The following is a 22,574-nucleotide window of genomic DNA, read 5'->3' on the forward strand; positions in this document are numbered from 1 at the left end:
TGTGATGGTTTTGTAATTGCGTTACTTTTTTAGTGCTATGGCTAGAGCTATCTTCTAGTGATTGATGTTAGCTTAGCTTGTGTGTTGATGATTGTTTACACTTGTATTTGTTTGATTGGTGTTTGTTTATATAATCATGTGTAGATACATACGATCAGAAGCTTGAAGCCCCCAGCTTAGAAATGTAATGCCCAGGCGCCAGGACCGATCAATGCCAGACCGATCGCTACGACGATCAGGAATAGATTGTATTCAAAGCCGCCGCCACCATTAGCAAAGCCTTTTGGCCCGTGAACTTTAGCGATAGCGCCTAGCATGACTACAACAACGAGTACAGCAGCCAGCGGTAACCACAGACCGAGCACGAATAGAATACCACTCAGCAGCTCAGCGATACCGCTAAGTGTGGCTGCAACATGACCGGGCTTGATACCGATCGATTCAAACCAACCGCCTGTTCCTTTGATGCCATACCCACCGAACCAGCCGAACAATTTCTGTGTACCGTAAAAGACAAATACGACACCGATCATTAAACGAATAAGCAATAAACCGAAATCTTCCATTTTAAAACACTCCTTTTATAAGTTATGATTGTATATTTTTGATGTGATGTAGTTTAACTACATCCTGAATAACACATTGTACATGATGGTTACATTGGTAATTGTACGATTGACTGTCTCACTTCTTCTGTCTATAGCTATCGCTTGAACTCCAATCTCAGCATCGTCATCATCTCTTTCCTTTATTAATCGAAAGGATTAATCCAGCTCACGCACTTCAAATGGCAGCAGCACCTGCTGTAATTTGGCACGATACTGCTCGTATTGCTCTGGCAGCATCAGATTTTGCCCCATTGTTTCATACGATTCATCATGAGCAAAGCCTGGAGGATCAGTAGCGATTTCGAACAGAATTTCGCCATGCTCTCTAAAGTAAATCGCGTTAAAGTAATTGCGATCACGTACTGCGGTGACACCATAGCCTTGATTGCCTACATATTCCTGCCATTCCAGCTGATCGCTATCGTCAACTGCACGCCATGCGATATGATGCACGGTACCGACACCCATTTCACCACGCACGCCAGCAGTCATTTTCAGATCGATCACATTGCCGATCTCTGCCTGTGAATGATAACGAGTATAGTCGCCTTCCTGACCGATACGCTCTAATCCCATGATCTGCTCTAACAGATGAGCGGTCTGTGCAGGCTGCGAGGAATACAATGTCGCGCCTCCAAAGCCCTTGATCGCCATATCAGCACTCACACCGCCAAAGCTCCAGCCGTTCGGATCAGCTGCACCACGGGCGACGATTTCCAGATGCAGCCCGTGCGGATCATCAAATGCCAGAGACGTTTCACCAAAGCGCATGTTGGTATGATACGTAATACCGAATTGCTCCAACCGTTTCGCCCAGAAATCGAGCGTTCCTTGTGGCACAACATACGCGGTCACGCCAACCTGTCCATCTCCGATCACACCCTGCCGAGCACCTGCCCATGGGAAAAAAGTAATAATCGTACCTGGTTTGCCGCCTTCGTTACCAAAGTACAGATGGTATGTACCTGGATCATCGAAGTTAACGGTTTGTTTGACCAGACGCAGTCCAAGTACACCTGCATAAAAATCAACGTTTTCCTGTGGATGCCCTACAATTGCTGTAATGTGGTGAATACCCATTGTTTGTTTGCTCATCATCGTCGTCCCCTTTGAGTGGTTTATTTTGAGTGTTTATAAGGATCGATCATCTATTGAATGATCGTTTTGCAGATAATATTTTCGTCTTATTTAATAAATCTTAATTTAAAGATATTTGACTATGAGACAATATTACTTTGCTTTAAGATAAATGTCAACCCCCTTTATCTATTCTTTTGATCGATATGTAGAACAAGCTAAAGTGCCATGTTTTCATTCTGCTCAAAAGGGTAATGTAATGAAGAGTCACTACAACATAGCTGAGGACAACATAAGGAGGAGATTAACATGGCAGAGGATAACAAAATGGAAAACCCGAATTCTGAGGATACATTGATGGAGAAGCATAAAAAGGAACAAGGTGCCAATCCAGAAACACAGGCTGACGATTGGGTAGCGAAGCCATCTCCAGTTGCAGCAGGCGATGAAGATAAGGACAAAAAAGATTCCGATAAGTAATTTAGTAGATTGGTAATTCATATCCTGCGATGAACGGCATGTCGATTCATCACAGCATTATGATTACTCCTATAGTAGACAGTATCGATCATTATGATCGGTACTGTCTTTTTGTTTATTCGATATAAGGATCGGGCGAATAAAATAGCCTAAGACTAAATGAGTAGCCGTTATGATCAATGACTGTCTTAACATGTCGATTTAAAATCTTATGTCGTAGTACATATGCTTTATTTTCGAAAGAAGGCTTTAATAGGGTTTACACTGTTTTATGGCTATGTTAGGGTATCGTCGCAACTATTGTAGGTGTTGTTGGGGTGGCTTAACTGGAGCCACGGCATCTTGCTTTTAAAAATGAGTAGGAGGCTAGATTATGAGTAATGTATATACTAAAACGAACATTTTTCTACTCAGTGTGATTTTTATTTTATGGATTCTTTTGCAAATTGCTCTAGATATGAGCATTTTCAAGAATCCTTTGAATTACTGCATTGCTTTTATTATTCTGTTCTTCACGATTCAATATGCGAAGTCGTCTCGATCATAGATTTAAGAATAGTATAGCTTACAAAAAGGAGCCCTCTTTGTAGAAGGCTCCTTTTACATGGATATAAACACATCAAGAAATCAACTTCAACTGCTTCGCCTGCTCCTCTGTCAAAATGAACTGCTCCTGCGGATACGTCTCGTCTTCGTTCTGTACACCGAACATGTTCATCACATCGTTCCAGACGCCCTTTTGAACTGCTTCTTCTTGTGTAATAATAATTTTCATCGAAATCGCCGCCTTTGTTAGAATGACTTTACATCATCGTTTAATTACTTTAGACAATAAATTAAAACTGTTATTATCGTTCATTTCCTCGCAAGAATCACTTCTATGTATATTTAAACGAATTGCGGATTCAGTTAAACAGCAGGCTTCGCACTACTTTAACCTATACACTCAACAAAAAGACCAATTTCCATAAAGGCAATTGGTCTTTTGTAGCTACACATCTATCGTATCTATTCACATATCAGACATTAGAACCGAGCGGAGGCTTATTACCGTAGCCATCTGTCTACCCTAACAAGGCTCGAATGAAAACAGCGTCTTAACGCTCGCCTCTCTTAATACGGCTTCGCGTCATGCCCCTTATCTTCTGCTTTCTTCGCAGCAGCGTGAGCACGATGCAGTGGCTTGCCCATACTCGGATCAGCCAGCACCTTGTCCAGCTCCTCCTGTACGCGACGATGATACTCTTCATCTGCCTGCTTAATATTGCCAAGCACCAGACTACGGATATCCTCGTTACACTGGGCAAGGTTCGCGCCGAGGTTTTTCACCAGCTCATCGCGTTCCCAATCCTCGAAGTTGCGATACGTCTCCCCTGCCTGAGCAAAGTCATTCGGGCGGTCGATCTTCTCGCGCATCAGACGTGCATCATAGTATTCTGGCTCGTGATCCTTGCCTGCCTTTGGCGCTTCCTTCAGACCACCGAGTGAGGATGGCTCGTAGTTCACATGCGGATTTTGTCCGGGTGCACGGTCACTATGATAGCGCATCTGTCCACCGGAATGATTCGTTGCGACACGGCTATGCGGTGCATTGATCGGCAGCTGCTGGTAGTTGGAGCCAACACGATGACGCTGCGTATCAGAATACGAGAAGGTACGTCCTTGCAACAGCTTATCATCCGAGAAATCCAGCCCATCCACCAGTACACCTGTACCGAATGCGACTTGCTCTACTTCATTAAAATAATCCTCTGGATTGCGATTTAGGATCATTTTACCCACCTTCATAAATGGGAATTGATCCTCTGGCCACAGCTTCGTCGGATCAAGCGGATCGAAATCCAGCTCAGGATGGTAATTGTCCTCCATGATCTGGACACACAATTCCCATTCTGGATAATTGCCATTCTCGATTGCATCGTACAGATCAATCGTTGCATGGTTGAAGTCGAGTGATTGAATCTGGTTCGCCTCATCCTGCAACAGATTGCGGATGCCTTGCAGCGGCTCCCAGTGGTATTTGATCAATACCGCCTCACCTGCTTCATTCACCCATTTGTATGTGTTCACACCCGAGCCCTGCATCTCCCGATAGTTGGCAGGAATGCCCCACGGCGAGAACAGGAACGTGATCATATGTGTAGATTCCGGGCTGTTACCGATAAAGTCGAAGAAACGCTCCATATCCTGTACATTCGTAATCGGATCTGGCTTGAACGCATGCACCATATCTGGGAATTTGAGCGGATCACGAATAAAGAAAATTTTCAGATTGTTACCAACCAGATCCCAGTTACCATCCTCGGTATAAAATTTGGTCGCAAAGCCGCGCGGATCGCGTAACGTTTCCGGAGAATGTCCACCATGAACAACCGTTGAAAAGCGCACAAATACCGGTGTCTGCTTGCCCTTTTCCTGAAACAGCTTCGCGCGTGTATATTTGGATATCGGTTCATCCCCAACCGTGCCATACGCTTCAAATACGCCATGCGCACCTGCTCCACGAGCATGCACCACACGCTCAGGCACACGTTCACGGTCAAAATGAGTGATTTTCTCAAGGAAATTGTAATTCTCCATGGTAATCGGCCCACGGTTGCCTACCGTTCTCACATTCTGGTTGTCTGTGACAGGATGCCCCTGTCGATTCGTCAGCGTTATTTCTTCTTGATCATTCGATTGCGGTTGCTTTTTGTTCTCATCTGCCATAAAATCTTCCGCCTTTCAAGAAAGTATAAGTTTGCTGAAACCCTGCATACATAGTGACACGGAAAACAAGGCAACATTTCTGCCGCCGACTTGATCTGGTGGAACCAGTACAGATAGGAAGTCGCCTGGTATAAGACAGTAGTACTTCCATTGCTGGCAGTGTAGCCGCTTTTGCCATTATGGTTACAGGCTGATGTGTTCATACACTAGCCGATCCAGTAACAATTGTGACAGATCAAGCGGTTACATTACCTTTTTTTACCTGCATGAATTCATTATAAAACAATTTCCAGTGGAAAAGTGAATGATTTCTTATTTTTGTCCAATTTGTGAATGAAGATTGGGTGAAATGGCAGATGAAATGGGGGATGGGTTGGGCATACATAGGAATTGTGCTTGGAGGGGCACCACTTCGGCAAGGAATAAGGGAACGGACTCGGGTGGAGCCGCGGGAATCTACGGTTTAGGAATGAATTGTAGATTCCCGCCCCTCGGAAAAGGTAAGATATTTTGCTTTCGCAAAAATCACTCTTCATTGAACCTCGTGTTAGGAAAGCACTAACACGGTAAGCCGTCCTTTTCCCTTATTTCCTTGCCTGCGTTCTGTGCGATTTGCAGCATGAGTGATGTGTGTTGGAGTGACAACGTGCATGGTGCAATTCATGCTGCAATGTGGTGGGTGGGGGGAGCAGTAAGGTTGTAAACTCGCTTTGCATCGTTTACGTTGAAGTACAGCTGCATGTGCTTCTAGAGTAAGTTTGAGGTTTTATGGTTTTATGGTTTATGGTTTTGCGAGTTTACGAGTTTATTAATACATAGATGTATGGACGCTTGAATTTACTTTTTTATAAAATATCTAGACGTAGCCGTTGTAAGCTTGTATGGCGAATGTACCATTTATCGTTCAGTTTGACGAAGGTTTCGTGATAGTAGCCATATCCATGGAAAGACTTATTCGGATTGCCCTCGGGGAAGGTAACCAGGTCCTCCATTGGGGATAGTACTTTGGCTTCGGTGGCGGAGATGAATTCGATGTCGGCGCTATGTACCTGGTGTACGGTTACGGCGGGATCGACGAGGTCCTGGAAGACTTTGACGATTGTGTCGCGTCCCTCTAAAATGGGGATTGGATTGCCCTCTGTGCTGAAGTCGGCTACAGCGTCTGGAGCGAATACGGTTTTGAGCCCTTCCCAATCCTTTGTATCGATGAAGCGACAATAGCGGGACTTGACCATCCGAATCTCCTCGTAAGCCAGTAAACGTTCTGTACCTGTCAAAAAGTCTGTATTCATATGTGAATCCCTCTTTCTATATGTGTTAACCCCATAACTATCATACAGGCTGCTCGCTAGATCGCCAACCTTTAAGCGATAACGAGCAGCCCCTATGCAGATAACAATGGATTAATCCAATTCGATTCCTTTGGTTTCTTTGCCAAGAAACAAGACAGCAGCAGCGCCGATAACGATGGCGATGAAGAACATAATAAAGATGCTGCTTACCGCTACTCCATTACCGACGAGCATACCAACGAGGAATGGCGCGATCACACCGCCAATTCGCCCGAAGCCTGCGGCCATGCCTGTTCCGGTTGAGCGTACACGCGTTGGATACAGCTCTGGTGTATAAGCGTACAAACCGCCCCATGCTCCCAGATTGAAGAAGGACAGACAAATACCTGCTAGAATGAGTGACAGCTCACTTGTGGCAAAGCCGAACCAGATTGCACTTACTGCGGTAAGCAGCAGATACAACACCAGTACGAATTTACGACCGAATTTCTCAATAAAATATGCCGCTGTAAAGTAGCCTGGCAGCTGTGCCAGCGTCATGATCAGCACGTATTCAAAGCTTTTGATCAGCGTAAAGCCCTTCAAGCCCATCACAGATGGCAGCCACAGGAACATACCATAATAGGAAAAGACCACGGTGAACCACAGAATCCACGCCATCACCGTGGCACGGCGATGCTCACTGCTCCAGATGTCCTTTAGCCCCTGTAGGAACGAGACACGATCAGACGCTTTTCTGTTCAAATAACGCGGTGAATCCTCAATAGCGCGACGCAGATAGAGTGCATACAAGGCAGGCACCGCACCGATCACAAAGCCCCATTGCCAGCCATAACGCGCAATAACGAAGTACGCGACCACTGCGGAAATGATCCAGCCAAATGCCCAGAAGCTCTCCAGCAGCACGACCGCACGTCCGCGATCTTTCACCGATACCGATTCGGATACTAGCGTAGAAGCTACCGGCAATTCGCCACCCAGACCAAATCCGGCAACAAAGCGTAGCAACAGTAATACGCCAAAGCCCGTTGCCAGCGCAGATAATCCACTAGCAATAGAGAAAATTAATAGCGTCCAGAGCAGGATCGACTTCCGTCCATAGCGATCTGCCAGATAACCCGCCGCAATGGCACCCACTGCCATCCCGACCGAGTTAATACTCGTCAAATAACCGATCTGCTGCGGGCTAAGCTCCCAGCTCTTCGCCAGCGCTGCCGCGATAAAGGAGATCATCCCTACCTCCATCGCATCGAACATCCAGCTGAAACCTGCGCTAAATAACAGCTTGCGCTGCTTTGGATTACGCAGTAGTTCCATATTATTCATCCCATAACCCCTTTTTCTTGACAGGTTTGTACTTTTTGTTACATACTTTGCCATTCTTAATCCAGCCCGTACGCAACTTGCCTGTCGTCATATATGTAGTCACGACCTCTATTATACCCAAAACGATAAAAAATACCTCACATTTATGCAGATGCTAAGCAATTAAAATTTTAATGTTCATTTTGTACAGTTAAACATAGCGATCACAAATTTAAGTAACTCATTTAATACACGTACTATACATTGATTGAGGATTGATTTTTCCCATATATTACATAGTCGAGGAGGACAATAATGATGGTACGAAACAAATGGCTGGCGGGGGTTCTTGCGATTAGTATGGCATTCCCTCTCCTTCCGAATCACGCTGATATGGCAGCAGCTAATCCCACGGTAGCAGCTTCGCCGGGGGCATGGTCAGCAGGACAGACACCGCCGAATCTTTCCCCGGATAAGCCTGTTCTGCTATTCGTGCATGGACTGACCAGTCAGGCAAAAATATGGTACGAGGACAATGATATGTACCAGTATGCCTACAATAATGGTTATCAGACTGCATTTATTAACATGTATGACATTACCGGCACACCAGAAGACATGTGGAAAGATGGCGAGCTGCTTGCTGCCAAAATCAAAGAGATCAGTCAGCGCTATGGCGGCAAAAAAATCGTCATTATCGCCCATAGTAAAGGCGGTGTGGATACACAGGCTGCACTGGTGCGCTACAATGCCTATCCTTATGTAAGTCGCGTGATTACGCTGAGTACACCGCATCATGGCTCCGAGCTGGCAGACCTTGCCTATAGTAGCTGGGCGGGCTGGCTTGCTGATCTTGTTGGCTCCCAAAGCCCGGGTACAAGCTCCTTGCAAACATCTTATATGCAGTATTTTCGCTCAGAAATGGATAAGGACCCGGATGTGAACAAGGTGCCCTTTTATACGATGGGCGGTGACAAATGGTCTGGCTCTGGCAAAACCTCGTATACATTTGGCGGTGCGTATCTATCTGTATTTGGTAGCAATGATGGTGTCGTTACAACGGCAAGCGCACAGCTACCCGGCGCTACACTGATTCGTACAGGCCCGTGGAATCATGCCACCGTGCGCACAGGCTCCTATACATTCGATCTGTTCAAATCGTATATTGGTACCGTAACCGGAGCAGCCGCGAGCGCCGCACCAGCAGTGTCGTCCTCATCTCGCTTGACTGCGGCAGCCGTCAGCACGGATGTGTATCGTGATTCTACCGTGACAGGCAATGTGTATGGAGCTACACCTACCTCCCCACAGACCGATGCGAACACAGGTACGCCGGGCAACCCCAGCAATAATGCATCTGCTGATGCCGCATTGCCCAACGGGCATCTGTATGTGCGCGGCGGTCAAACGAACGGTACCGCAAGCGAAGCATTAACGGTAGAGGATGGCGTACAATCCATCACGCTCGATTGGATTAGCAACAAGCCGCTGAAGGAATTACAGATTATCGCTCCAGATGGTAAGCGTCAGCAAGTACGCGTCGAAAGTGCGAAAGACGATGATATTTTCAAGGGTGCCTATCACCAGATTGCTCGTCTCGATCAGCCTGTTGCAGGCAACTGGCAGGTACGCGGTGTAAACGATGGCTCTGGTGCGTACTTGATGACTGCTGTATATGCCTCTAATACTAGCAACGCAAGTCTACACACATCGCTCTCTAGTGGTACGCTTGATATGAAGCTAGAAACCGAGGGGCTACGTTCAGAACAGACAACAGCCCAATATACCGTCAACTATTATGACGGAGAGGGCAAACGAATCGCTTCACCGACCACCTCCCAGCGCTCGCTGATCGCCGGCGAAATGGAGACAAGTGTCCCAACACCAGCTACAGGTGAACCATCCAGTTACGTGATCACTACCGATATTAGTGGCGTGACCGCAGCTGGCAAGCCGTACAAGCGTACATTAATCAAGTCCGTCTATGTAGATGCGAATGGTCAGACGTATTCGGAATGATATGGCGTAGTAGCGCCCAAACGCTTACGAGCACATAGCATGACATATCGCTGTGAATGTAATACTACCTAAGCATAGTGCAACATAAATGATACATGACGCTGTGAAAGACAAGGCTACAGCTACAGTAGGCATAACGTGCTATGTGCCAAGGTAGCGTTATACCAAACACATGCTACTACACAAAAAAGGACACCACTTTACCCTAAACAACTCCATCTATACCGTCAACCATCACATAAATAGCCCTGCATGCGTTCGCACATGCAGGGCTATTCGATGTATAAAGCTTATTTTATTTATTCGCTTCCTGCGCTTCCACAACAGGGAACCAGCCTGGAATATTAATAACCATATTCCACAGTGGATCAGGCAGAACGAGTGATTTTTGATCATTTTTGCTTAGTGTGTACAGAATCTCATTCTCGCGACCGGATTCTACTTTTTCGACCCAGTTTGGATCAACAATCAGCTGACGACCGAGTGCAACGAGTGGTGCGCCTGTTTCCAGTACAGCGGCTGCATCATCCGGTGTTTTCACCGAACCTACACCGATGACCGGTACTTTGTTACCTACACGCTCTTGAATGATCGTCAGACGGGAACGTGTATCTTCTACACCACGACGAGGTACAGAATTGTACTCCATCAGCGATACGTGCAGATAGCTCAGGTTTTTCTCAGCCAGTGCATCGATCAGCACCAGTGTATCTGCCATTGTGATTCCTGGTGTCTCTGGTTCTTCCGGGGAGAAGCGATAGCCAACGATGAATGGGCCTTTCGCTTGCTCTTTAACAACACGTTGTACTTCATCCACAACAGCCAGTGGGAATGCCAGACGTGCATTCACATCGCCGCCCCACTTGTCTTCACGACGGTTGGAATGTGGGGAGAAGAATTGCTGGATCAGATAACCGTTCGCACCGTGAATCTCCACGCCGTCAAAGCCAGCAGCAATTGCATTCGCTGTTGCTGTACCGAAATCTTTGATAATGTTCTCGATTTCTTGACCTGTCAGCTCACGAGGTGTTGGGCCTTGACCGCCATCACCGCGCTCGCTTGGTACCGCGCTTGGTGCAACGACATCACCGTCAACCAGCTCAGGTGGAGACAGACGACCCGCATGGAAAATTTGCAATACTGCTTTGGAGCCGTTCTTTTTCAGTGTGTCTGCCAGACGAGTTAAGCCAGGTGTAAACTCCGCACCTACTGCGCGGAATTGGTTCGCAAAGCCTTTACCATTTGGAGTCACATGAGCAACAGCTGTGATCGACAGACCTACACCTGCTGTACGGCTTTCATAATATTCGAGCTCGGCATCGGATACTGTTTCATCCGGATTGGAGGAAGAGTGAGTCATCGGCGCCAGTACAAGGCGGTTTTTCAGTTCAATACCATCATTCAGCTTGAAAGGCTGAAACAAAGCTTGATATTTTGGATTCATGGTTAATCTCTCCTATCTCTATAGTGAGGTTAATGTACGATCTGATCATTTGCCAGATTATTATTATAAGTAACAGAGTATAGTATAGTAAACAATTTAGTATTGTGCAAGTTTTTCTTGTATCCAATTTTACTTACAATCTTACTTTCAGAAATAAAACCGGTATCAGGATTGCGATACCGGTTTTGCTTGTTGTGAGGACGAATTACGTTTACCCTCATTCTTCGTAGCTTCTGCGGTGCCCGATTGACGATCTCGACGCGGTGGTTCTTTTAAGAAGAAGATCATGACGAGCGCAGCTGCTGACAGAATCGATGCAACCATAAATGCCATATTAGTACCATGAATCATCGACAGATCAGCTGGCTTACCTGACATTGCGGCAGAAGCCGAGGCATTGGTAAATACCGTGATTAGTACAGCTGTACCGATGGAGCCCCCTACCTGACGAAGCGTATTATTCATCGCAGTTGCGTGCGATAGCAGATGGGTTGGTAGCTGATTCAGACCTGCTGTCGTTACTGGCATCATGACCATCGACAAGCCCAGCATACGCATGGCAAACATAACCATAATCAGCCATACAGGTGTCTGATCACTCAGCATCGTAAATGGCACAGTACCGATCAGCAGTAAGGCTAGACCTGTAACACCTAGCGTTTTCGCACCGATTTTATCGAAAATACGACCGGTGATCGGCGACATAATCCCCATTAGAATCGCTCCCGGCAATACGATCAGACCGGATTGTACAGCAGACAGATGACGTGCATTTTGAATATACAGCGGTAGCAAGGTCGATGCACCGATCATCGCAGTAAATACAATCACGGTAATAATCATCGAAATCGTAAACAGTCGATCTTTAAAGACGCGAAACTCCAGTAGCGGTTGCTCCAGCTTGAACTGTCTGCGTACAAATAGAATCAAGCTGACCGCACCAATCGCGATTGTAATCAGCACAGTTGGATCATTCCAGCCTTTAGAGGCGGTACTAAATCCGTACAACAATCCACCAAAACCGATTGTCGATAAGACGACAGAGATCATATCCAGCTTCGGATCACGCAGCTTGCCGACATTTTTCAAGGCAAAGATCGCAATCACAAGGTCAATGAGCGCAATAGGCAGGATAATGTAGAACAGGTCACGCCATGAAAATGTATCTACAACCCAGCCTGATAAGGTTGGACCAATCGCTGGTGCAAATGAAATGACCAGACCGATCATCCCCATCGCTGCCCCGCGACTTTCTTTTGGGAAAATAACCAGGAATACTGTCTGCATGAGCGGCATAACGATACCAGCACCCGCTGCCTGGATCACGCGACCTACAAGCAGTACGCCAAAGGTTGGCGAGATCGCTGCAATTAGCGTACCGAGTGCAAACAGTCCAATCGATGTAATAAATAACGCTCTTGTATTAAATTTATCAATTAAGTAAGCCGTGATCGGAATCATAATCCCGTTCACCAGCATAAAAATCGTAGTCAGCCACTGCGCCGCAGTTGCGTCGATCTTCAAATCTCTCATAATATGGGGCAGGGCAGTAACGAGTAGCGTCTGGTTGAGAATCGCTACAAATGCACCTGCCAGCATAATTCCGACAATGACCTTAATATTCACTTTAGGCCTTGGCTCTTCTACTGGATTAGCCGTTGTATTAGCCATGTTTCTCGTCCTCCCAATTTGCAAAATAAACATGTTGTAAGTAGGCAACCTCGGCCTGAAGTTCTTCACGTTGCTTCAGATAGGAGATTAATGCATCCATCATGAACGTTTGCGGAACTTTTTTTCTACGTTCGGCGTCCAGCCGTTCCACAGCTGCGACCAGATCCGATTGAACGACTTCTGGACTGTGCTTGCGAATCGCCTGTAGCAGCTCGCGCACACTTTTACGCCATTCACTCTCTCCAAAGTACCGCCGACTGGAATCAGGCTCGTACAGCTTCATACGCTCTGCTGCTTCCTCATTAATCACCGGCGTGCGTCCAAGACGCTTTTCGATCATTCCTTCAATTGCATCAACAATTAATTCGGCGACACGATCAATATGCTTCTCTGTAATAGGAAGCTTACGATCCAGACGAGTAAGTACAATCATCTCTCTAGATATCGCCTGCATGCATACCGATAGATCCCATACAATCGGTTCAATCCGAGTGCCATATGCGAGCAGCAGCTCTTCCTTTTGCCAATTCAGCATCATCCGCTTAAAATCGAGCATGACCTGACGAATCTGCGAGCCAAGCTCCATAGGCATATTTTGATTCAAATTTACAAAGAAATCATGCTTCACGACAAAGGATTGCAGCTGTACGGATATTTTATGCATCAGCTGATCGCGCAGAGACACATCATCATCAAAATGAAGTGAGCTGGTAGAGCCTACAATTTCCTCATGCAATGTACGAATGATTTGCAGCAGAATGTCCTCTTTGGACTCGAACATTTTATAAATGGATGCCTTGGACATATTACACTGCTCCGCAATATCCTGCACGGTAGTCGCAAAGTAGCCTTTTTCTGCAAATAATTGCCCACCAGCCTTTAACACTGCTTTCTTACGATCGTCTCCCATACAGATGCATCTCCTACAAGGTTGTTTTTATGTGTTTGTGTATACCCCTTCAAAATAAAACCTGACGGTACTGTGAGAACCCGTCAGTTCTTACTTACTATTTTATACCTCGTTATTTGGAAAGTCAAACGGGGTTTATGTAAATTTTTCAGTATTTTTTGATTTTAGAGCTTTCACGGAGCTTTGGGCGATGCTTAATTGGTGGGATTGAGTTTAGTGGATTTTGAATGTGCTGGGTTTGTGTTGCTGAGCTGTTTTAGGTTGATTTTTGCTATTTGGGGAGTGTTTTAAGTGTTTGATGGAATGATTGTGGAGGGGATTGGCTTGGGAGTTGGAGCGGTTAAGCTAGGTGTATGCTTGGGCGTACACCACTTGCGGCAAGGAATAAGGGAACGGACTCCCGTCTCGCACAGGAATCTACGAAATGGGAGGTAATGTAGATTCCCGTGCTCAAAAGTCGTCCTTTCCCCTTATTTCCTTCCCTCCGTTCTGTGCTGCTTGCAGCATACGTGGAGGAACTTGAACGTATGCAACATGATTGCTGTTCTCATTACACCTATTGATTATGTCTCATTGCTGTTCTCATTACATGCATTAATTAAGCTTTGTTCTTTGTTAATATAGAGTTCTTTTATAACATATAGCGTTTAAGGAGGTAGAACTTAGCACTTTAAACTTACAGCTTAAAGTCAGAACTTGAAACTTGGAAATGGCACTCATTATCTCTGCCCCATATTGGAATGAGCATGTGTAAACCGAAATCAAAAGATAGTATGGGCGGGGTGAGCCTTTGAATAGCATTTTTGTCTGGCTTTGTGGTTAGTTTATGAAATTGGTTCTGGTGTGTCTTGGTAGGTGGAAGTAGGATTGAATGTAATTTTGTTTGGCGTGTTGGTGATTGATAGGGATTTAGTGATGGGTTTGCTGTATGTATGTGTAGATGATTGGGAATAGCAAAAAACCGGCAAGTTCTCTGGTGAGAGCTTGCCGATTTTTTGTTGGATATTTATTTGCTGAATAGTGAAGTGGATGTGGATTGTATCATGTATAGATTTAAAGGTTACATGATACAATCAGTCGTATATTATTCGTTCAGCGCTTGCTCCAGACCCTTCAGGTTTTCACGCATCACCGTAATATAGTTCTCGCCCGCTTTCACCTGGTCATCGGTTAAGCCTTCGAGCGGGTTGAGGACGGCTGTTTTGGCGCCGACTTCATTGGCGATCGTTTCAGCGATTTTGGGTGATACCAGGGTTTCGAAGAAAATCGTTTTTACATTATGCTGTTTGGCAAAATCGACGACTTTAGCCATTTGTGCAGCGGTTGGCTCTTGTTCTGGTGATAGTCCGCTGATCGGCACCTGTGTTAAGCCATAATCGCGTGCCATGTAGGCGAACGCAGCGTGTTGAGTAATAAAGTCTTTGCGTTTGGCACTGGATAGACCGGTTTTATAGTCGTTGTCCAATTGCGTCAGTTCCTTGATATATGCATCTGCATTTTGTTTATATTGATCAGCATGGGTTGGATCGAGCTGTAACAATGCGGCTTCAATGTTTTTCACTTCGGTTTGGGCTTGCTTTGGTGACAACCATACGTGAGGGTCGAATGCACCATGATCATGACCTTCCTCGCTATGATCTGCCGATTCTTCACTGTGATCTCCAGCTTCACCTTCATGCTCATGATCCTCTTCCTCGGTACCTTCGAGAATCTGTACACCTTTACTTGCTTCGACGAGTACCGGGCCATTGCTACCAAGTGAATCTTTCACCTGATCGATCCAGCCTTCCATGCCTGCGCCATTATAGACGATCATATTAGCTTCGGTCATTTTGGCGATATCCTGTGGAGTAGGTTCCCAATCATGTGGCTCTGTACCTGGTGGGATCAGAACCTCAACATCAGCGAGATCACCCGCAACCTTTGATGTGAATTCCTCCATCGGGTAAAAGCTCGTAATAATATGAAGCTTGGATGTACCGGATGTTTCCGAACCTGCTGTACTGTTGCTCGCTGCCCCATTGCTACCGTTATTCCCACAGCCAGCAAGTACGACCCCCAGACTTAGTAGAGCTGCCGCAGGCATCATCAACCAATTGCGTTTGTTCCCATTGTTTCTCATGAATATGTGTTCTCCTTCCCACTCCATAGAATAGTGAAGGCAAGCCGTGCGAACGACCTGCCCCTATATTTAGTTTTTATGAAGAACCTCAGTTTGCACTTTGCTCTTCTGTGCATTACCGCTCTGGCGCTGCCAGAAACGACGACTATCCAGATCAGGGCCTTCCAGCATATCATTGCCCCGGCGCATACGGTTCAAAATACGCTGAATGCCTAATCCGATCAGCAGAAATGCAAGCAACAGTAGAGCGACAGTAGCACCCGGAGGTGTGTTCACATAATAGGAAGTGGTCAGACCGCCGAACATGCCAGTCAAACCGATCAATACCGCCATAATCAGTGCAGAAGCAAAGCCTCGTGCAAACCGAAGCGATAATGCTGCTGGCAATGCCATCAGCGCCGATACGAGCAATACACCGACGATCGGCATCGCTGCTGCAACCGTCATGCCCGTTAATACGGAAAATGTCTGCGACAGCCAGCGTACATGCGTACCACCAATCTGTGCGGTTTCTTCATCAAAGGTAATATTGTAAAGCGGACGACGCATCGTCACCCAGAATGCGAGTACGATGACGAATACTGCGCCAATAATCCATAGCTGCTCTGTACTCACGGCTACAATCGAGCCAAATAGATACGAGCTGAAGCTACGATTCAGTCCAGAATCCATACTCATCAGTACCAGTGCAAGCGCCAGACCGCCCGTCATAATAACCGCAATCGATACTTCACCGTATCCACGGAAATTTTGCCGTAATCGTTCTATAACGAGTGCGCCCAGCACAGCAACTAGAAATCCACCAACAGACGGATTAATGCCAGCAATCGCACCAATCGCCACCCCTGCCAGCGATACGTGAGACAGCGTATCTGCCATCAGTACCTGTCTGCGCAGGACGAGATATACTCCAAGCAAAGGAGCAATAATCGCGATCATGCCTCCGGCCCAAAATGCACGCTGCATGAACTCGTAGTCAAACATGCCCATCCTCCGCCCTCCTCTCGTTCCAGACGAATCGTGCGATCCAGATACGGCTCTGCTTCTTCCAGACCGTGGGTGACCATCACGACAGTTCGTCCGTGCGCCTTCACATGGTGACGCATCAGTTCATAAAATCCTTTACGACTTTCCAGATCCATTCCGGTTGTCGGTTCATCCAAAATTAATACATCCGGCTCCTGTGCCAGTGCGCGTGCGATACACACACGTTGTTTCTGTCCACCGGACAGCTCGCCAATTTTACGATCACGAAGCTCCCACATGCCGACTGCTTCCAGCGAGCTTTGCACCAGTGCTGCTTGCTTATTTCCGAAGCGCTTGAATAATCCGAGTCGCATCGAACAGCCCGAACGAACTAGCTCATACACCGTGCTGGGAAAGCCACTATTAAACGAGGCAACCTGCTGAGGCACATAGCCAATGATCGGCTTGCCTCCTTTTTCATTACGATTAATCTGTACACGCCCACTCCACGGCTTCAAAATACCGAGCAATAGCTTGAGTGAGGTCGTCTTGGCGGCACCATTAGGCCCGCTTAATGCCATAAATTCATTGCTGTATATGTCCATCGATAACCGATTCACCACCGGTTCACGATCATAGCCAAATACTACATCCTGCATAGAAGCCAGTAACACGTAAAGCACTCCTTTCACCTTGTTTTGCGTTTAGAAACTATTATTTATTATAATATCGATTCGATTGATATGGATGATATCGGGAGTTTCTGCTTCCTTTTTCCTTAAAGAACTACCGAGATAGCAAATAGCTACAATGATAATTTCCATCGATATTCCGGTCGTTTTTCTTTTCTTCGTAAGTATTACGAATATCACCTGATTTACTTTACTCCTGCCGTGTTAGCATTGTCAAGAGTTTAAACAAAATAATTACGATTTAGCCATTATACCGATGATGTGATCAGATCGTGACTAGAATTACGCTTGGATGAGCTAGTGTATGACTATTTCTACATTCAGAGGAACGACAATACATATGTTTCTTCTATATAAAGTACATAACCATCTATTCTGTCTTCATCTAACTTGCTTTTACATGATCATGTAGCAGTATGAAAATTAAATCCCCTTATATTCTCTTTGTGCACACGATTTATGTATATAAAGCCCCTACATTCACGACTTATAGACTTGCTATATGTATAACTAGAACCAAATAACCTTGAAACGCAAACTAACCTTACTCTCGAAACTCAGAAACCAGGCCTAACCAAGAGAACATCATAAAAAAAGGAACCTCACAGGGAGATTCCTCTTTTATCATATCGATTACAGATGATTCACCAGATACAGACGGGAAGTCTCCTCCCAGATCTCGCCCTGCTGTAGACTAATAAAGCCCTTCTCCTCATCCGGCAAATCGACATTTGGCGCATTCACCAGATTCGTTTGCGGCTCAGGGCAGAGGAATGTACCGGATGCTTCACAGTTCCAGATCATCCAGTGCTTATAACCAGTACCGGCATCATAGACAAGCTTCACACCAAGACGTTGATCCGCCAGCTCCGCGATATTACGACCATTTTGTGGCTCTGCGGTATAGTGATTATCCATCGCTTCGGTATAGGGATTCGCACCTGTTGTTTTCAACTGCTCTTCCCAGTCCGACAGTGGCTGGAATTGTCCAGTTGGCAGCATACGCTCACTCATCGCACGACGCCCACCAAAGGTCGCCTTGAAGCTCATATCGTCCGCTGAACTGTCTGGAGCAAATGGCGCATTCAGCGCCGTATGGAATGCCAGCATCATCGGCATCGGATCATTACCCAGATTTTGCACGCTAACCTGCTGCTGCAAGCCGCGCTCTGATAATGTGTACACAAGGCGCGCTGTGAACGAATGCGGCCAGTAGCTATACACCGGATGCGACTCATCGATCGTTACGCTCAGCGCAACACGACTTTCTTTTTCATTAGCCTCATAATAATCCACATCCCACACAATCGTATGCAGGAAACCATGCAGATGATTGTTTGTAGCCGGCTCATTAATTGGAAAATTATATGTGCGTCCATTCCATATGAATGTACCATCCTCATAACGGTTTGGCGGGAAGAGTACCGGAATACCATGTGTACCCGGGCTAGCACGGAATTCATCCATCTCGCCCTCCTGCGGCTCACGCAGAAAATGATAGCCGTTCGCATGATCACGATAAGCGATCAGATTGGCACCTACACCTGGCAGTACAACAGCTTCAAGCTGCTGATAGCGAAGCCATACTGCTGGCTCGCTCTGATACGATTGTTCAAAAGCACTGGCATGATTGGACATTATAATTCCCCTTTTCCCTATCCTAATGTAGTGTTAGCTAACAAAATCATACAATGCGAATCTTCTCGCCCTTACGCGCAGATTCCAGACAGGCAGCAATCACGCGAGTATTGCGGATCGCATCCTCGGGACTGTAAGGCAATGGTGTTCCATCCAGCACCGCTGCTGCAAAGGCATCCACCTGCAGGGCAAAATGATTGGCAAGCTCGATATGCTCTTCACGCTTGCCCTCATCGGTATAAATCGTAATTTGTGGCTCATCCTGGCTATCATCACGTCGAAACGCATAAGGGAGCTTAATCCGTCCCTTTGTCCCGATAATTTCTAATGCACAGCTGGGATAGGCCCACATGCCACACTCAAATGTAGCCGAGCGGCTATTTGGAAATTCCAGCAGACCAGAAGCCATCATATCGACATGATCATGCTTGGCGGAAAACATCGCATGCACCGTAACCGCTGTCGGCTCTGCACCAAAATACATCCGTGCAGCCGACACCGGATACACACCAAGATCATACAGTGAGCCACCGCCCATCTCGCGGCGATAGCGCACATTTTCTAGATCATCTGCATTGTTGGAGGTGAAGCGGCCATGCATACTGCGCAGCATACCTATCTCACCGGAATGAATAATTTCACGGACACGAGCATGCTTAGGATGATATCGATACATGAAGCCCTCGGCAAATACCACACCCTGCTTACGACACATATCTACCATCTCAGCAGCATCGGCAGCATCAAGAGCAGCGGGTTTTTCACATAATACATGCTTGCCTGCCTGGGCTGACTTGATCGTCCATTCCTTGTGCAAATGATTGGGCAATGGAATGTAGACTGCATCAATATCGGGATCAGCCAGCATTTCCTCATAGCTACCGTAGAAACGAGGAATATGACAGCGCTCTGCAACCTCCTCAGCCTGCTCGATATGACGACTGGAGATCGCCAGCACCTCATTGCGTGATGATTCCCGAATCGATGGGATGATGACGCTTACAGCAATCTCCGCAGTGCTAATAATTCCCCAACGTAATTTACGCTCTGTCATGATTGCACTCTCCCTTCACTTTATCGTTGAGAGGATGTCAGATCGTGTTCCTTCACGCAATATGGTGGTGCTCTACCTATCGTATTCCTGTCATACCGTCGCCACATCGTCAGGGCGAGGATGGTCAGCTATTTGCGTTTCCATTCCTACCGCCCTAACAATGAAGATACTCATCCGGCTCGTATCCGACCCTTTTACCTGTAATTATCAGCTTCTGCCCGTGTGAGCATGCCGATGCAACGATCCAGATCGGTCTTCACCTGCTTTTTATACAGCTTCGCCTTTTCAGGCCCATCATCTGTAAAATGATAAATAACAATTTCCTGAAAATCAACCTTCGGATCATTACCCTTGAGCTGCTTTGTCCGATAAAAAATACCATCATGCACCAGCTCATGCAGGGCACGATAAATCTCACTCTGTGGTGGCGAATATCCAAAATCCTTAAATCGTTCCTTCATGCTCTCCAGCATCTCGTAGCCGTAACCACGATGCTCCTCGACCATTGTAATCAAATACAGCTTAATAAATGCTCGCTGTGCGATCATAAATGCCATCCTGCTCACTCCTTTCGCATTAAGGCAAATGAAATCCTTCTCTATTATATGAAATTTTCACCGTTTTGAACAACAAAAAAAGCCCTAACGGGCTTTTCGATATGGAATGCCAGTCACCCAGACGCCAAAGCGAAGACGCGACAGCAGATAAGTCAATAGAATCGACATGACAAGTGCTACCAGCCAGACAATAGTCATTCGTATCGTCACATTCCAGCCACTAAACAGCCAGTCGTCCAGCATATAGGCAAGACGCAGCATATAGGCATGTGCCAGATATCCGCCATACGAATACCGACTCAACGTTGTCCATAGCTGCTTCGTCCGTTCACTAGCCGTACGATCGATGCGAAGTGCCACCTGATACACAAGCAGCACGAGTGCCACAAGAAACAGTGCCATCCACGGTTGCAGCAGCACGAGCGACATGAAGCGACGTCCAAAGCCTGCGTCTACCGGGAAATCTCCCAGTACTACACCTGTATAATACACGGCAAAAATCCCGCATACGAGCAGCACGATCCATTTGATCCGCTGCAAAACATCCAGGAAAACCTTAATATGTAGACCAGCAAGTGCACCAAGCACAAAATAATACAGATAATAAATAATATTCCGATCTGCATACGTTGTAAAATAAGGAGTGAGCACCGGAATATGCCACGCTTGAAAGGCTCGCATTAGCCAGGGAAGTAGCATCAGTAATAGCTCATAAGCAGCAGTTAACCCAATGATAATAACGACCGCGCGTCGTCCATTTCCTTTGAACGCCCCAGATATCCGTCGTACAAGCTTACGCAACCACGGAAAGAGCAAATACATCGGAATAATCATCACGATATACCATAGATGATAGCTCGACTTGCCTGTAAATATATACCGTAGCGTAGTCAGAATCGATTCCGGTATCGGCTTCATTGCAAACGTGCCTGCCAGGATCGTATAAAATAATGTCCATACGAGATAAGGCACAACGATATCCTTAAAGCGCTTGCGAATAAACGAGCCATACGCTAGCTCGCCATCGTAGTTATAAAAAAGCACCAGCCCCGTAATGAAAATAAAGGCCGGTACCGCAAATTTGGCCGCTATTAGCAAAAGTGTGAGCCTCGCGCCATCTGCCATTGCTATTTCTGGAGCAACGGAATAATGAGCGATCGAATGCTGTAGCACAACGGCGGCAAAGGCCATGCCACGCAAAATCTCGATTTCGCCAAGTCTTTGTTTTGAACTCATTCTTCTTTTCTGTCATCCTTCCGATTCCAATCGTACTGCTGTGCTCTGGCATTATTTACAAATGAGAGCGCCCTGCGTGCTCCAATCTGGCTCAGAAGCCGATTGCGGAACAGGCATTTTGGGAGCAGGAATTGGACTTGGTGATTGTGGTGCTGCGCCTGGCATACGAAGTTCATTGCGAAGCTTTTTCATCCATTGACGGCGCGATTTCTTTTTCTCTTTCATCGAGCCTGACGTCTGACCTGGTTTCTGATAATTGTCCGTCATGCCAGTTGACATCATTGCTTGCATCAGAATTACCTCCCCATTTTAGTTTGAACGGCACTCAGCCTTTCACTGTCAGTATAACGTCAATTCCATGAAACGGATAGGGCATTTATAACCGAATCCATAATTATTCACTAGAATCGAGGTCGAACCTTGCCAGATAATGACGAAAGACCCATCCTCGGAAACAACACGTCCGAGAATGGGTCTGCAAAAGCTATACTATGGAAAAGTCATCCTTTTCCTTCATATAGCGGGATGTCATGCGCCTTGATCTCACCAATAGAGTACGCTCATCCATATCTACTTGTATATTATAGTGGCTGGTGCTGCGGCTTATACGCCGTATCCACCATTCGAATAGGAAGTGATTTTGTTGTCTGAGCCTTGGCTGTCCTCATTGGTGTCCTTTGGCTTGACATCCTTGCGTGTTTCCGAATGTTTCGGATCATCCTCGGTACGATGATTATGCGGCTGATTATCCTTATTTACATGTTGTTCGTCTTTATTCGTCATGTTGATAGCCT

The 22,574-nt window shown here is 46.3% G+C and carries 20 protein-coding genes; 2 read left to right on the forward strand and 18 right to left on the reverse strand.

Going from position 1 to position 22,574, the window contains the following annotated elements; genetic code table 11:
• Positions 1–176: 176 nt before the first annotated feature.
• Positions 177–566 (reverse strand): DoxX family protein, encoded by a 390-nt coding sequence (locus tag IEX62_RS08190; protein ID WP_188774936.1) that lies wholly within the window; start codon positions 564–566, stop codon positions 177–179.
• 198 nt (positions 567–764) lie between these two features.
• Positions 765–1,703 (reverse strand): ring-cleaving dioxygenase, encoded by a 939-nt coding sequence (locus IEX62_RS08195; RefSeq protein WP_188775069.1) that lies wholly within the window; start codon positions 1,701–1,703, stop codon positions 765–767.
• Positions 1,704–1,994: 291 nt separating this feature from the next.
• Here IEX62_RS08195 and IEX62_RS08200 point away from each other — a divergent pair, with 291 nt between their 5' ends.
• Positions 1,995–2,165 (forward strand): hypothetical protein, encoded by a 171-nt coding sequence (locus tag IEX62_RS08200; protein WP_188774937.1) that lies wholly within the window; start codon positions 1,995–1,997, stop codon positions 2,163–2,165.
• A 619-nt stretch (positions 2,166–2,784) separates the two neighbouring features.
• On the opposite strand, the gene IEX62_RS08205 is transcribed toward IEX62_RS08200, so the two are convergent.
• The 4 genes from IEX62_RS08205 to IEX62_RS08220 all read right to left on the reverse strand — a co-directional run bounded on the left by IEX62_RS08205 (position 2,785) and on the right by IEX62_RS08220 (position 7,492).
• On the reverse strand, positions 2,785–2,940 hold the full coding sequence (locus IEX62_RS08205; protein ID WP_188774938.1) for a hypothetical protein: 156 nt from the start codon (positions 2,938–2,940) through the stop codon (positions 2,785–2,787).
• Between the two features lie 338 nt (positions 2,941–3,278).
• Positions 3,279–4,874, reverse strand: coding sequence for a catalase (locus IEX62_RS08210; RefSeq protein WP_188774939.1), 1,596 nt, complete (start codon positions 4,872–4,874; stop codon positions 3,279–3,281).
• 845 nt (positions 4,875–5,719) lie between these two features.
• Entirely contained in the window at positions 5,720–6,166 is a 447-nt protein-coding gene (locus IEX62_RS08215; protein WP_188774940.1) for a nuclear transport factor 2 family protein, read from the reverse strand.
• Positions 6,167–6,277: 111 nt separating this feature from the next.
• Positions 6,278–7,492 (reverse strand): MFS transporter, encoded by a 1,215-nt coding sequence (locus IEX62_RS08220; protein WP_188774941.1) that lies wholly within the window; start codon positions 7,490–7,492, stop codon positions 6,278–6,280.
• A 294-nt stretch (positions 7,493–7,786) separates the two neighbouring features.
• Here IEX62_RS08220 and IEX62_RS08225 point away from each other — a divergent pair, with 294 nt between their 5' ends.
• The gene (locus tag IEX62_RS08225) at positions 7,787–9,490 is read left to right on the forward strand and encodes an alpha/beta fold hydrolase (RefSeq protein WP_229685680.1); all 1,704 of its coding nucleotides are present in this window, start codon (positions 7,787–7,789) and stop codon (positions 9,488–9,490) included.
• 295 nt (positions 9,491–9,785) lie between these two features.
• On the opposite strand, the gene IEX62_RS08230 is transcribed toward IEX62_RS08225, so the two are convergent.
• The 12 genes from IEX62_RS08230 to IEX62_RS08285 all read right to left on the reverse strand — a co-directional run bounded on the left by IEX62_RS08230 (position 9,786) and on the right by IEX62_RS08285 (position 22,563).
• Positions 9,786–10,934 (reverse strand): NADH-dependent flavin oxidoreductase, encoded by a 1,149-nt coding sequence (locus IEX62_RS08230; RefSeq protein ID WP_188774942.1) that lies wholly within the window; start codon positions 10,932–10,934, stop codon positions 9,786–9,788.
• Between the two features lie 165 nt (positions 10,935–11,099).
• A complete protein-coding gene (locus IEX62_RS08235; RefSeq protein ID WP_188774943.1) occupies positions 11,100–12,605 on the reverse strand; it encodes an MDR family MFS transporter in 1,506 nt (501 codons plus the stop codon).
• Positions 12,598–13,515 carry a TetR/AcrR family transcriptional regulator gene (locus tag IEX62_RS08240; RefSeq protein ID WP_188774944.1) on the reverse strand — a complete coding sequence of 306 codons (918 nt, stop codon included), beginning with the start codon at positions 13,513–13,515 and terminating at the stop codon, positions 12,598–12,600. Before IEX62_RS08240 ends, IEX62_RS08235 begins: the two co-directional genes overlap by 8 nt.
• A 1,084-nt stretch (positions 13,516–14,599) precedes the next feature.
• The gene (locus IEX62_RS08245) at positions 14,600–15,637 is read right to left on the reverse strand and encodes a metal ABC transporter substrate-binding protein (protein WP_188774945.1); all 1,038 of its coding nucleotides are present in this window, start codon (positions 15,635–15,637) and stop codon (positions 14,600–14,602) included.
• Positions 15,638–15,706: 69 nt separating this feature from the next.
• A complete protein-coding gene (locus tag IEX62_RS08250) occupies positions 15,707–16,627 on the reverse strand; it encodes a metal ABC transporter permease (RefSeq protein ID WP_188774946.1) in 921 nt (306 codons plus the stop codon).
• Positions 16,573–17,277: a metal ABC transporter ATP-binding protein gene (locus IEX62_RS08255; RefSeq protein WP_188774947.1), complete on the reverse strand. Its 705-nt coding sequence runs from the start codon at positions 17,275–17,277 to the stop codon at positions 16,573–16,575. The genes IEX62_RS08250 and IEX62_RS08255 overlap by 55 nt, the downstream gene beginning before the upstream one ends.
• A 651-nt stretch (positions 17,278–17,928) precedes the next feature.
• Entirely contained in the window at positions 17,929–18,933 is a 1,005-nt protein-coding gene (locus tag IEX62_RS08260; protein WP_188774948.1) for an aldose 1-epimerase, read from the reverse strand.
• 46 nt (positions 18,934–18,979) lie between these two features.
• Complete coding sequence (locus IEX62_RS08265; protein ID WP_188774949.1) at positions 18,980–19,987, reverse strand: Gfo/Idh/MocA family protein; 1,008 nt, start codon at positions 19,985–19,987, stop codon at positions 18,980–18,982.
• Between the two features lie 194 nt (positions 19,988–20,181).
• Entirely contained in the window at positions 20,182–20,544 is a 363-nt protein-coding gene (locus tag IEX62_RS08270; protein WP_188774950.1) for a replication termination protein, read from the reverse strand.
• A gap of 84 nt (positions 20,545–20,628) precedes the next feature.
• Positions 20,629–21,780: an acyltransferase gene (locus IEX62_RS08275; protein WP_188774951.1), complete on the reverse strand. Its 1,152-nt coding sequence runs from the start codon at positions 21,778–21,780 to the stop codon at positions 20,629–20,631.
• Between the two features lie 51 nt (positions 21,781–21,831).
• Positions 21,832–22,071 carry a hypothetical protein gene (locus IEX62_RS08280; RefSeq protein WP_188774952.1) on the reverse strand — a complete coding sequence of 80 codons (240 nt, stop codon included), beginning with the start codon at positions 22,069–22,071 and terminating at the stop codon, positions 21,832–21,834.
• Positions 22,072–22,383: 312 nt separating this feature from the next.
• Complete coding sequence (locus IEX62_RS08285) at positions 22,384–22,563, reverse strand: hypothetical protein (protein WP_188774953.1); 180 nt, start codon at positions 22,561–22,563, stop codon at positions 22,384–22,386.
• Between the last annotated feature and the right edge of the window lie 11 nt (positions 22,564–22,574).

It is taken from the genome of Paenibacillus hunanensis (assembly GCF_014645615.1).
Taxonomy (GTDB): Bacteria; Bacillota; Bacilli; order Paenibacillales; family Paenibacillaceae; genus Saccharibacillus; species Saccharibacillus hunanensis.